General features: G+C 62.5%; 10 protein-coding genes and 1 tRNA gene. 2 read left to right on the forward strand and 9 right to left on the reverse strand.

What is annotated here, in order from left to right:
* The coding region (locus B5E67_RS01975; RefSeq protein ID WP_087382352.1) for a DUF4349 domain-containing protein at positions 1 to 945 on the forward strand (945 nt) is incomplete at its 5' end.
* A 149-nt stretch (positions 946 to 1,094) separates the two neighbouring features.
* A tRNA-Met gene (locus B5E67_RS01980) sits at positions 1,095 to 1,171 on the forward strand.
* 328 nt (positions 1,172 to 1,499) lie between these two features.
* Here the strand turns inward: B5E67_RS01980 and pcp are convergent.
* The 9 genes from pcp to B5E67_RS02025 form a co-directional block, all read right to left on the reverse strand.
* Positions 1,500 to 2,144, reverse strand: coding sequence for a pyroglutamyl-peptidase I (pcp, locus tag B5E67_RS01985; RefSeq protein WP_087245174.1), 645 nt, complete (start codon positions 2,142 to 2,144; stop codon positions 1,500 to 1,502).
* A gap of 73 nt (positions 2,145 to 2,217) precedes the next feature.
* Entirely contained in the window at positions 2,218 to 3,147 is a 930-nt protein-coding gene (locus B5E67_RS01990) for a DUF979 domain-containing protein (protein WP_087382355.1), read from the reverse strand.
* Entirely contained in the window at positions 3,147 to 3,485 is a 339-nt protein-coding gene (locus tag B5E67_RS01995) for a DUF969 family protein (RefSeq protein WP_242956715.1), read from the reverse strand. The genes B5E67_RS01990 and B5E67_RS01995 overlap by 1 nt, the downstream gene beginning before the upstream one ends.
* A gap of 349 nt (positions 3,486 to 3,834) precedes the next feature.
* Positions 3,835 to 4,539: a type II CAAX endopeptidase family protein gene (locus B5E67_RS02000; protein WP_158098839.1), complete on the reverse strand. Its 705-nt coding sequence runs from the start codon at positions 4,537 to 4,539 to the stop codon at positions 3,835 to 3,837.
* A 270-nt stretch (positions 4,540 to 4,809) separates the two neighbouring features.
* On the reverse strand, positions 4,810 to 5,508 hold the full coding sequence (locus B5E67_RS02005; protein ID WP_242956716.1) for a hemolysin III family protein: 699 nt from the start codon (positions 5,506 to 5,508) through the stop codon (positions 4,810 to 4,812).
* 598 nt (positions 5,509 to 6,106) lie between these two features.
* On the reverse strand, positions 6,107 to 7,546 hold the full coding sequence (locus tag B5E67_RS02010) for a family 1 glycosylhydrolase (protein ID WP_087382362.1): 1,440 nt from the start codon (positions 7,544 to 7,546) through the stop codon (positions 6,107 to 6,109).
* Positions 7,547 to 7,761: 215 nt separating this feature from the next.
* Positions 7,762 to 9,423, reverse strand: a complete 1,662-nt coding sequence (locus B5E67_RS02015; protein WP_087382365.1) for a formate--tetrahydrofolate ligase — start codon at positions 9,421 to 9,423, stop codon at positions 7,762 to 7,764.
* Between the two features lie 226 nt (positions 9,424 to 9,649).
* Positions 9,650 to 10,603 (reverse strand): substrate-binding domain-containing protein, encoded by a 954-nt coding sequence (locus B5E67_RS02020; RefSeq protein WP_087382368.1) that lies wholly within the window; start codon positions 10,601 to 10,603, stop codon positions 9,650 to 9,652.
* 17 nt (positions 10,604 to 10,620) lie between these two features.
* Positions 10,621 to 12,138, reverse strand: coding sequence for a DUF5046 domain-containing protein (locus B5E67_RS02025; RefSeq protein WP_087382371.1), 1,518 nt, complete (start codon positions 12,136 to 12,138; stop codon positions 10,621 to 10,623).
* Between the last annotated feature and the right edge of the window lie 23 nt (positions 12,139 to 12,161).

Consider the following 12,161-nt stretch of genomic DNA (forward strand, 5'->3'; position numbering starts at 1 on the left):
GCGGCCCCCAAGAAAGGCCGCGCCGTCCGGTTCCCCCATTGGCAGCGGTGGGCGGCAGGCATTGCCGCCTGTGCCGCGGTGGCCGTTGTGGGCAGCCAGACCCTGAATATGGGCTCGGATGGCCTGTCCACCATGAGCCTGCAGCGCGCCGCCGGCGGGGCTGCATCCAGCACCGCACTGGCCAGCGCCCCTGCCGCCGCCAACTATAGCCTGGACACCGCCGCAGACAACGGAATGGAGTCGCGCAGCGCCGGTTCGGCCGGTGATACCACCGCCGTGGCGGGGGAGAAGATCATCTATACCGCCTATCTCAGCCTGGAGACCAAGGACTACGACACCGCCCGTGCCGACCTGGAACAGGCCCTGGCCGAGGCCGGCGGCTGGATGGAGAACAGCAGCGAGTCCAACAACAGCGACAACACCCGCAGCCTGTCCATGACCCTGCGCGTGCCGGAGGAAAACTATGAGAGTTTCCTGGAGGCCGCCGGCCAGACCGGCAGCGTGGTGACCCGCAGCGAACAGGCCGACGACGTCACCGCCCAGTATACCGACGTGGCGGGCCGCATCGCCAACCTGGAAGGCCAGCGGGACCGCCTGCGGAAACTGCAGGCCAGCGCCGAGAGCCTGTCCGACCTGCTGGACATCGAGGCCCAGCTGTCGGAGGTGCAGTATCAGCTGGAGAGCTGGCAGAGCCAGCTGGACTGGTACGACGATCAGATCGCCAGCTGCACCGTCACCGTCAGCCTGCGGGAAGTGGAGACCTACACCCCCACCGGTTCCAACTTCTTTGAGCGGATGGGCGCCGCCTTCGCCGAGGGCTGGCAGAACTTCGTCCGCGGCCTGGCCGCCATCGCGGTGACTCTGGCCGGCCTGTGGCCGGTGGTGATCCTGGTGGCCGCAGCGGCTGTCGCCGTCGTGGTCCTGTTCAAGCGCCGCCGCCGCTGACCCTGCATCCCGGGCTTTTGAACCCCGCCCAAGAAAAATTTTCAAAAAACTATTGACATCCACCCCGTCCTGTGCTATTATAATGGAGCACTGAGCGATACGACATCGCGAGGCGCACAAAGGAGTCAGCCGAAAGGCCGGCCAGATAGCGCGGGGTGGAGCAGTCCGGTAGCTCGTCGGGCTCATAACCCGAAGGTCGTTGGTTCAAATCCAGCCCCCGCAACCACCAAACACCCGTTAGCGTGCAAAACGCTGACGGGTGTTTTTCTTTGCGTATGCGCAAAAGTTCAACTAACATTCAACAGGGCGGCCGAGGAGCGGCACAGCGGCATAACCGGCGGCTGACAGGCGGCAGGGAACGGCCTGTGAAAACAGGACTGGTCCTGCCTGCCAAACGCAGCCGGAGAGCGGAAAACCGCTTTCTCATCGTTTTGAGGGACACACCCCGCAGGGGAAATCCACACAGCGACCGGACACCCCGCATCTGCCCCCACAAAAAAGCGCAGCGCGTTTCCCATAGCCTGGAAAATGCGCTGCGCCTTTTGGTTTTCACCTCAGTGGGTGCGGCCCTCTGCGGTGTTCAGATCGGTCTGGTGGGTCTCGATGGCCTCAATGGCGGCCTCGATGCCCCGGGCGATGTCCTGCATGGACAGGCAGGGGGCCGGAGAAGGACGGTTGACCACCTGGCTGGGGACAAAGGGAACATGCATAAAGCCGCCCCGCACACCCGGATAGTGCTTGGCCAGGGTGTACAGCACGCCGTACATCAGGTGGTTGCAGACGAAGGTGCCTGCGGTGTTGGACACGCTGGCGGGAATCCCTGCGTTCCGGATGTTCTGCACCATGGCCTTGATGGGCAGGGTGGTGAAGTAGGCGGGGGCGCCGTCCTCAAAGATGGGCAGGTCAATGGGCTGGTTGCCCTCGTTGTCCTGGATGCGGGCGTCGTCGATGTTGATGGCGACCCGCTCGGGGGTCAGATCGTAGCGGCCGCCGGCCTGTCCGATGCAGAGGACGGCATCCGGCTTTTCCTTTTCGATGGCGGCAGCCACCGTGTCGATGGATTTCCGGAATACGGTGGGCACCTCCAGCTTCACCACTTCCACGCCGCCCACCTGGTCGTGAACCAGCTTCACCGCTTCCAGAGCGGGGTTGATGGAGTCGCCGCCAAAGGGATCGAATGCTGTCAGCAGCAGTTTCATAGCAGTATTTCTCCTTAAAATCAGTCTTGAAAAGATACTGTGCGGTCCCGGATAGGGGCCGCACAGATCGAGCTTAGAAAGCCAGCAGGTACATCAGCACGATGTGGATTGCCAGCATGGTCAGAGCCACAGGAGCCTGGGCCTTGATGATGGAATACTTGTCCTTGGTCTCCAGCAGAGCCGCGGGCATGATGTTGAAGTTGGCGGCCATGGGGGTGAGCAGGGTGCCGCAATAGCCTGCCGTCAGGCCCATGGCGCCCACAACCACCGGGTTGGCCCCCTGCATAATCAGGAAGGGGATGCCGACGCCCACGGTAATCACCGAGAAGGCTGCGAAGCCGTTGCCCATGATGATGGTGAACAGGGCCATGGCGATGCAGTAGACGGCCACAGCGATCAGGCGGCTGCCGTCGGGGATCACCTTTTCCACGCCGGAGGCGATGACATCGCCCACGCCTGCCGCGGTGAACAGGGAGCCCAGAGCAGCCAGAACCTGCGGCAGAATGCCCACAGGGCCCACGTTGTCCATCAGGCGGGTGCCGTCGGATACAGCGTAGGAGGGCTTGCACTTAAAGAGCGCGAAGGCGATGAACAGGGCAACCAGGGCAGAGACGCCGATGGCGTTGTTGGCGCCCAGGCTAGTCCAGAAGGTGGCGACCAGCACCGCAGTGAGGGCCAGCGCCAGAGCGGGGATAAAGACCTTGTAGCCCATCCGGTCCGCATGAGCGCGAGTGGTTTCGGGGCTGGGGACGTCGCTCTTGCTGGGACGAACTTTCCCCAGCGCGGTGAGGATGGCCATCAGAATGACGCAGACGCCGGTGACGTATTTGGGCAGATAGGGGCCGGCGATGAAGGTGAAGGCGAGGATAAACCAGAATCCCGCGGTTAAGAACCGGGAGCCCAGAGCGCTGTCACGCAGCGCCTTGATGCCGGTCAGAATAAAGATCAGGCCGATCACACAGTAAAAGATCTCGGCCACAACCGTACTGAAAGTCCACTCCATTATTTCTTGCCCTCCGTGCCGCTTTTTTTGTACTGGGCGTTCAGCTTCTTGTCAAACAGCAGGTTGAACGCGGTGCCCACAATCACTGCGCACAGCGCAATGGGCAGAGACCAGAGAGCAATCTGCAGGGCGTCCACCGGGTAGCCCTGTTCCGAAAGGGTAGAGACGATCAGCAGGGTGCCGGATGCGCCCATGAAGCAGTTCTGTGCAAAGAAGTTGCCGTAGTTCTCGTTGCTGGCGCACAGGCCCTTGATTTTGTCTTCGGTGGCCTCGTCGATCTTGCCGTAGCGGGCCACGGCTGCGCCCTGGGCCATGGGGTTGATCAGGGGGGCGCACAAACTGGGGATGGCCGCCGATGCGCAGCGAGAAGGCCGAATATCGGGGCCGCGCCGGCCCTGTCAAGGGGAGGACGGCGTTCCAGTGCGGCGCTGCCCCCGGCCGCCGTATGGCTGCCATTTGCGCTGGCCCTGCCGGGGAGAGAATGGAGCCAGCCGGCGTCCCCGCAGCCGGGACGGGGAAAGCGAAAAACAGCGCCTGGCTTCTATAAAAAGTCAGGCGCCGTTTTTATGGTTCTAAGTCAGTCTCCGGTGGGGCGTGAACCGGGCAAGATGGCTCCCGCGGGTGAAAAGCAGAGCTGGCCCCCGCTGTGATGCGGCCGGGGACGGGACGCAAGCCTGCATCCGGATGTCAGGCCGGCAAAGCATCGTGTTTTTGAAGGAACATTTTGGTGGACAGACAGGTGATCCCGATGCCCAGTAAAACCATCAGCAGGCCTGCCATGATCCCAAGGGTTCGGTTGACGGCCAGCAGGGCGAGGATCGGCATAGACAAGAAAGTGCCCAAATTGATGGTGCCATGAATCACCATGGTGACCGCAAGATTGTCCGTCCGCCAATAGAGCCAGGCCAGCAGGACGCCAACGACAAACACCGATAGGCCGGAAATCAGATTGTGTCCCGGCAAAAAAAGAACTGTTGAGAGTACGATGGCTATTTTGTAAGAGAAGGATCGGGAAAAGGAGCCGAACAGGATTCCCCGGTACAAGAGTTCCTCTACAACCGGCCCCAGCACTACAACGGTTGGAATCCAAAGGAAACCATCCGGAAGCAGCATTTCAAGGACTGGCGCTCCGCTCAAAACACCAAGAACAACCGATATTTTGGAAAACAGAGCCAGGCCAAGGCCAATTCCCAGACAAAAGAAGAGCTGAGAACCCTTCAAGTCCCGACTACTCATATGCAGCATTTGCTTTTTGTGCAGCAGCCATCCAAATGCAATCAACGCAATGGGCAAGCTGATGACCATGTAATAGTCCAATGAGATAGATGAAGCGACATAGATCTGCAATAGATAATACCCCATCAACGCCAGAAGGGCCTGGTACGGTTTCATATGGATTCGTCCTCCTTTCATGCAATCAAAATGGCCAATGGGACCATACCATCAACAGAAATACAGCCGGCCCGTAAAATGGAACGCGGGCCGCTGCCGGCAGCATTGAAATCACACCCTGGTAAACAGCAAAACCTATTATACACATTATAGCACGGAATTCTCAAAAAGCAGCAGTTGTGTTGGAGCGGGGGATGGGCCCGCAAAACAAAAAAGGCAGGCGTCCCCGGGAACAGAGGGGGAACGCCTGCCTTTGGCTGAGTCAAACCCTCAGCCCAGGAGGAAAACGTACATGACGATATAGTGGCACAGGCTGCCGGCCATCACAAAGAGATGGAAGATCTCGTGCATCCCGAAATTGGGGTGGCGCTGTTCAAAGCCGGGGCGCTTGAGGGCGTAGATGACGCCGCCCACCGTGTAGAACAGCCCGCCGGCCAGCAGCCAGCCGAAACAGGCGGGGGACAGGCAGGCCAGCAGCTGAGGCAGCGCAAAGATGCAGGCCCAGCCCATGGCGATATACAGCACCGAGGACACCCACTTGGGGCAGAACACAAAGAACAGCATGGAGCAGGCCCCCAGGATGGTGCAGCCCCAGATCACCGCCAGCAGGATGCCGCCGGACAGCCGGGGCAGCGCCAGCAGGCACACCGGGGTGTAGCTGCCCGCAATGAGGACAAAGATCATGATGTGGTCGATCTTTTTCAGCAGGGTTTCCCGGGGATGGGCGGCGGGGATGGTGTGGTAGGCGGTGCTGGCGGCGTACAGCGCAATCAGGCTGAATGCGTAGATGGTCATGGACAGCAGGGCCAGAGGCTGGCCCGACTGGGCCGCCTTGATGATGAGGGGGATGCTGGCCCAGGCGAAGCCGATGGCCCCGATGAAATGAGAGATGGCGCTGGCAGGGTCCTTGATATACAGGGTGTGGCGCCGGATCGGGTAGGGCTGACGGGAAGCGGCAGACATGTTCATGGTTGGATCATCCTTTCCTGTCCCTTGGGCATCAATCTGTTGTATGCTGTATCCGGCCAAAGGGTGCCGCTCCGGGCGGCAGCCTCCGGCTGTCGGGATTGCCTTTAGCTTTACACAAGGTTTTGAAAAACTTGATATCAGATACTATACATCACAATCTTTCCCCTGTCAAGCCTAAAAATTTTGAGGGATTGGCGGGGGTGCCCTTCGCACAATCCACAAAAGCCGGATGTGCATTTTGTAGGATGCGCAAAAAACAGGCCCGCCATCCCGTCAAACGGCGAGAAAGAATGGCTCCTTCGCCTCAGAGCCGCCCGGCAAAAAAGAAACGCACCAGACGAAACCGTCCGGTGCGTTTTGGGTTTGGTTATTTGTGCGCCCTTTCTGTGAGGGCATGTAAAAAGCGCGAAGAGGTCAGGCGGGCGGCCTGCGACGGCCGCTGCGCCTGGAAAGGGCGGCCGCCGGGAGCGCCTTCACCGGCTTATAGGGCCGCGGCGCCCGGAATGCGGGGGAGAGGCCGTTGGGCGTCTCCCCCGCGGGGCCTGCCGGTATGCGTTCCAAGCCCCGGCGGGGCCGGCGCCGTGGCAAAGAGAAGGAATCAGTCCAGATCCTCGCCGTTGGTGGCGATGACTTTCTTGTACCAGTAGAAGCTGTCCTTGCGCAGACGGCTGTAGTCGCCGGTGCCGTCGTCGTACTTGTTGACGTAGATAAAGCCGTAGCGCTTGGCCATCTCGCCGGTGGAGGCGGACACCAGGTCGATGCAGCCCCAGGGAGTGTAGCCCATCAGGTCCACGCCGTCCTTGACGGCCTCAGCCATCTGCTGGATGTGGCTGCGCAGGTAGTCGATGCGGTAGCTGTCGTGGACGGTGCCGTCGGCCTCCAGGGTGTCATAGGCGCCCAGACCGTTCTCCACCACCATCAGGGGGATGCGGTAGCGGTCATAGATCTCGTTCAGGGAGTAGCGCAGGCCCTTGGGATCGATCTGCCAGCCCCAGTCGCTGGCCTTCAGGTACGGATTCTTGAATCCGCCCACAATGTTGCCGTCGATGTGGTCGGCGTCCTTGTGGGTGGTGACGCAGTTGGACATGTAGTAGCTGAAGGTGTAGAAGTCCACCGTGCCCTTTTTCAGGATTTCAGCGTCGCCCGGCTCCATCCGGATGGTGACGCCCTGGTCGGCCCACATCCGCTTGGCGTAGCTGGGATATTCGCCCCGCACCTGGACGTCGGAACAATACCAGTTGGTCTGGCGCATGGCCTGCTGGTTGGCCAGAATGTCGGTGGGGTCGCAGGTGTAGGGATAGGTGGTGATGAAGCAGTCCATGTTGCCCATCTTGAACTGGGGGTAGTGCTGGTGGGCGTAGTCCACCGCCAGGGCGCTGGCAATAAACTGGTGGTGCAGCGCCTGGAACCGCTCCTGGGGCTTGTCCGGCACCTGGGTCATGGGGCCCTCAAAGCCCTGGATGGTGCCCAGGCCCAGCACCGAGCCCATGGGCATCATGCCGCAGTTGATCTCGTTGAAGGTGAGCCAATAGGTGACCTTGTCCTTGTACCGCTCAAAGATGGCCTTGCAGTAGTTCATGTAGAAGTCCACCAGACGGCGGTCGGCCCAGCCGTTGTACTTCTGGGCCAGAGCGTAGGGCAGCTCGTAGTGGCTGATGGTCACCAGAGGCTGGATGCCGTGGCTCTTGCAGCAGTCGAACACCCGGTCATAGAAGGCCAGCCCCGCCTCGTTGGGTTGGGTTTCCTCGCCGGTGGGGAAGATGCGGGTCCAGTTGATGGAGGTGCGGAACACCTTGAACCCCATCTCGGCAAAGAGGGCGATGTCCTCCTCGTAGTGGTGGTAGAAGTCGATGGCCTGATGGCTGGGATAGAGCCGGTCGGGATGGATGGTCTGGGTCACCCATTTGGGATGGGTGTGGCTGCCATTGGTGCAGTGGTCAGGCACGCTTTCGCCCTTGCCGTCCACGTCCCATGCGCCCTCAAACTGGTTGGCGGCGCAGGCGCCGCCCCAAAGGAAATCATCGCGGAAAACGCTCATGGTGAATCACCCTCCTAAAAACATAACAAAACGGGGCGCAGCATGGCGGCTGCGCCCCTCTTTCTGTTCAGCAGCTGTGTGCCGGATGCTTATACATAAATATACAAGACCCCGCCCCAACCTGTCAAGAAGGCCCGCGGCCGGCCGCACACAAAAAGGGGGCCTTCCCTGCTGCAGGAAGGCCCCGGGGCATATTGGTGTGAAAGGAGGAAAAATCAGAACAGACCGGTGATGCGGCCGTCGTCGGTGACGTCGATGTTGACGGCGGCGGGGACCTTGGGCAGGCCGGGCATGGTCATGATGCTGCCGCAGATGACCACCACAAAGCCGGCGCCGGCGGCCAGACGGACCTCACGGACGCTCATCCGGAAGCCGGTGGGAGCCGCCTTGAGGGCGGCGTTGTCGCTGAAGCTGTACTGGGTCTTGGCGATGCAGACCGGCAGATTGCCGTAGCCCATGGCGGTCAGCTCGTCCAGGGTCTTGGCGGCGGCGGAGCTGTAGTCCACGCCGTCGGCGCGGTAGATCTTGCCGGCCACAGCCTCGATCTTCTCCCGCAGAGAGGCCTCCAGGGGATAGGTGTACTGGATGGGACGGTCCTCCATGATGGACAGGACGGCCTCGGCCAGGGCCTTGCCGCCCTCGCCGCCCTTGGCGAACACCTCGCTCAGGACGCAGGGCACGCCCTGGTCGGCGCAGAACTGGGACACGATGGCCTGCTCCTCCTCGGTGTCGGTGGGGAAGGCGTTGACGGCCACCACCACCGGCAGGCCGAAGTTGTCCTTCATGTTCTCGATGTGGCGGCCCAGGTTGGCCAGACCAGCCCGGACGGCGTCGGGATTGGACTTGTTCAGGTCGGCCTTGGCCACGCCGCCGTGGCTCTTGAGGGCCCGGACGGTGGCCACCAGGACGCAGGCCGAGGGGGCGATGCCGGCGGCCCGGCACTTGATGTCCAGGAACTTCTCGGCGCCCAGGTCAGCGCCGAAGCCGGCCTCGGTGACCACATAGTCGGCCAGGGCCAGGCTGAGACGGGTGGCCATGACGCTGTTGCAGCCGTGGGCGATGTTGGCGAAGGGACCGCCGTGGATGATGGCGGGGTTGTGCTCCAGAGTCTGGACCAGGTTGGGATCGATGGCGTCCTTCAGCAGGGCGGCCATGGCCCCGGCGGCACCGATCTGGCCGGCGGTCACCGGCTGGCCGTCGTAGGTGTAGGCGCAGACAATGCGGGACAGGCGCTCTTTCAGGTCGGCCAGGCTGGAGGCCAGGCAGAACACCGCCATCACCTCGCTGGCCACCGTGATGTCAAAGCCGTCCTCACGGGGGGTGCCGTTGACCTTGCCGCCCAGGCCGTCCACGATGAAGCGGAGCTGACGGTCGTTCATGTCCATGCAGCGCTTCCAGGTGATGCGGCGGGGATCGATGTGGAGGGGGTTGCCCTGCTGGATGCTGTTGTCGATCATGGCGGCCAGCAGGTTGTTGGCGGTGCCGATGGCATGGATGTCGCCGGTGAAGTGGAGGTTGATGTCCTCCATCGGGACCACCTGGGCGTAGCCGCCGCCGGCTGCGCCGCCCTTCACGCCAAAGACGGGGCCCAGCGAGGGCTCACGCAGGCAGAGCATGGTCTTTTTGCCCAGGGCGCACAGGGCGTCGGCCAGGCCCACGCTGGTGGTGGTCTTGCCCTCGCCGGCGGGGGTGGGGCTGATGGCGGTGACCAGAATCATCTTGCCCTGCTTGGCGGGGTTCTCGGCCAGATGATGGTTGATCTTGGCCTTGTAGTGGCCGTAGGGGATGACGTCCTCGGGCTGGAGGCCCAGCTGGGCGGCAATCTCGGTGATGGGGCGGAGGGTGGCTTCCTGAGCGATCTCGATGTCAGACTTCATAGCAGTTTTCTCCTTTGCTGACAAACAAAAAGGGCAGCGCTGCGCGGCAAATACCGCGCAAGGCTGCCCAGACGGTCGGCTTTGACGAACTCCCGGTCCGCATGTGGTGATACTCCACACAGGGGAAGCAGCGCTTCCCGCTTTCCGTCAGCGAACAGGGATTCCTTGCTTTGTAAGAATAACACAGAGGCCCGGCGCTTGTCAAGACTGACTGTGCGCGTCCGGGTTACACGGCGGGCACATACCCCGCTTTTTCGATGCAGCGGACGCCGTCCTCGGTGGACAGCCAGTCATAGACCTGACGCTCGGGACTGTCGGCGGCGGCCGACGCCCGGATCACCGCATAGAAATCGTTGCACAGGGGGTACTCCTGGCTGGCGATGGTGTCGTTGGAGGGGGTCACGTCCTCCACGGCCAGCAGCCGCAGGCCCGGCTGGCTGTACATCTGCTCGATGTAGTAGTAGACCGAGAAGCCGATGGCGTTGGCGCTGTTGTTGTAGGAGGCGATGCTGTCCACCAGGCCGCCCATGGAGGCAGGGGCCAGCTCGGTGGGGGCCTCCATCAGCTCGCCGTCCTGGATCAGCAGATTCTGGAACAGGGTCTGGCTGCCGCTGTCCTCTCCCCGCTGGAAGGCCACAATGGGGGTGTCGTCGCCGCCCACGTCCTTCCAGTTGGTGATGTGGCCGGCATAGATCTCCCGCAGCTGGTCCTGGGTGAGGCTCTGGACCGGGTTGTCCTCGTTGACGATAAAGACCAGGGCGTCCCGGCCGATGGCCTTCTGTTCCAGCTGGGTGCCGGCCTGGGCGATTTCGTCCTTGACGTAGTCGGGGGCCTCGTAGACAATCAGGAGCTGGGCCAGATCGGAATCGTAGACCCCCATGTTCTCCCAGGCGTAGGCGGTGGTGCTGACCGAGATGGCGCTCTGGGCCTCGGTGAGGTCGGCGCCGGTGGTGTCGGCCATGATCTGGGCCATCAGGGGGATGCAGGCGGTGGAGCCGTCCACCCCGGGGAACTCCTCCGGGGTCAGGAAGGGCTCAGCCGGTGCGGCGCTGGATGCGGAATCCTCCGAGCTGGCGGAGGAAGAAGCCGGACTGCTGCACCCGGCCAGCAGGGCGGCGGCGGTGCCCAGACCCAGGGCGGTCAGAAAGCTGCGTCGGGAGATAGAAGCGGTACGAAACATAAAAATGCCTCCTTAAATTACCAATAGTAGTGCCCGTCGTCGTCCGACAGGGAGGAAAAGACGCTTTCGGAGTAGACCCAGGCCCCGGTGTAATCCATAAAGCCCCGCTCAAAACCCCGCCGCGCCGGGAAAATCCCGTCGGGCAGTTCGTAGACGGTGGGGGAGACCACGTCGGCCAGGCCGCTGAGAAGGATGTTCCCATGGCTGTCCACTACGTTGTAAAGGGTGCTGTTGCCCAGGCCGGTGTAGGCGGCCTGATAGAGGGGGCCGCTGGGACCGTCGGTCAGGTAGAGCAGACGGTCATAGGTCATGCCGGGGTCGGTGGAGGTGTCGTACAGCAGGCCGGATGCGTCGTAAATCTGATAGGCCACCGACTGATAGTCCTCCGACTCCAGGGACAGCAGGATGTAGCCGTCCTCAAAGCTGTAGATGGAGGCCTGTGCCGCGCCGTGGAGCTCGGGGACCAGAATGGTCTGGGAGCCGTCCTCGCCGCAGATCAGCAGGCTGCCGTCCTCCAGCAGGAAAACGGCGCTCTCCCCGTCCAGATCGTAGGACAGAGAGCTGAGCAGGGGCAGGGCCGAACCGTCGGCCAGGTAGAGGATGCTGCCGCCGTCGCCGTCCGACACCAGCGCCATGTCCGGGCTCCAGTAGGAGCAGGGGGTGTCATAGAAGGCCAGGGGAGCGGGGTCGTCCAGGGTGCGCACCACATACTGGCCGTCCGCCTGCTGGTAGCAGAGCATCTCCTCCCCGCAGAAACTGAAGAACCGGGGGATGTACTCCTGGGTGGCGGGGTTGTAGAAGCTGGTGGTCCATTCCTCGGCGGATGCGTCGTAAATCTGAATGCCCACATAGCCGGTCTCGCCCTCGAAGCCGTAGGCCTGGAAGGCATAGGCGTTGTCCACCCGCAGCAGTTCCTCCCCGTCCAGGGTCATCACCTGCACCGAGGAGCTCTCCATGTCGGCCCGCTGGGGGTCGGAGGTGACGGTCAGCACCACCTGGTCCTCGTTGGTGGGGATGCAGCTGGTGGTGTTGGCGGGCAGGGGGATTTCTTCGCCGTCGGTCAGGTCCACCAGACGGCAGCCGGTTTCGCCGTTGGGCCCGGCGTCCACCCGGCGGGGGCCCGGCTCCAGGGCCAGCAGGTCATCGGACAGGGCCGCCCGCCACTCGCCGTCCTCCGACCAGAGCAGTTCGCCCTCGTCGTCGTATACGGCGGTGTACCAGCCGTCGGGGCCGTTGCCGCCCTTCTGCCAGCCCACCGGATGGCCGGTGTCGGGGCTGCTCAGAAGGCGGATGTCCTCAGAGGGCGCGCCTTTGTACAGTACCTGGTCGCCCCGCAGCAGGGTGCCGCCGCCGGTGCTGTTGGCACTGTATAAAAACCGGAGGGTGTCGTCCTCAATGGTCACCACCGGCCGGGGGCCGGCGGGTTCTTCCTCCACCATCTGGGAGGATTCGTTCAGGGGGGCCAGCGGAGCGCAGCCGGCCAGGGTGGCAGCCAGCGCCAGGCATGCCATGGGAACAATGTATTTTTTGCGCATAGTTGTTACCTCATCTTATCATT

This window comes from Faecalibacterium sp. An122, assembly GCF_002160895.1.
GTDB lineage: Bacteria > Bacillota > Clostridia > Oscillospirales > Ruminococcaceae > Faecalibacterium.

What these genes read in the sequence shown, in the direction of transcription:
- B5E67_RS02010 (WP_087382362.1), bottom strand. Translation starts at nt 7,546, where the DNA reads ATGAGCGTTTTCCGCGATGATTTCCTTTGGGGCGGCGCCTGCGCCGCC.
- B5E67_RS02015 (WP_087382365.1), bottom strand. Translation starts at nt 9,423, where the DNA reads ATGAAGTCTGACATCGAGATCGCTCAGGAAGCCACCCTCCGCCCCATC.
- pcp (WP_087245174.1), bottom strand. Translation starts at nt 2,144, where the DNA reads ATGAAACTGCTGCTGACAGCATTCGATCCCTTTGGCGGCGACTCCATC.
- B5E67_RS02005 (WP_242956716.1), bottom strand. Translation starts at nt 5,508, where the DNA reads ATGAACATGTCTGCCGCTTCCCGTCAGCCCTACCCGATCCGGCGCCAC.
- B5E67_RS02025 (WP_087382371.1), bottom strand. Translation starts at nt 12,138, where the DNA reads ATGCGCAAAAAATACATTGTTCCCATGGCATGCCTGGCGCTGGCTGCC.
- B5E67_RS02020 (WP_087382368.1), bottom strand. Translation starts at nt 10,603, where the DNA reads ATGTTTCGTACCGCTTCTATCTCCCGACGCAGCTTTCTGACCGCCCTG.
- B5E67_RS02000 (WP_158098839.1), bottom strand. Translation starts at nt 4,539, where the DNA reads ATGAAACCGTACCAGGCCCTTCTGGCGTTGATGGGGTATTATCTATTG.
- B5E67_RS01990 (WP_087382355.1), bottom strand. Translation starts at nt 3,147, where the DNA reads ATGGAGTGGACTTTCAGTACGGTTGTGGCCGAGATCTTTTACTGTGTG.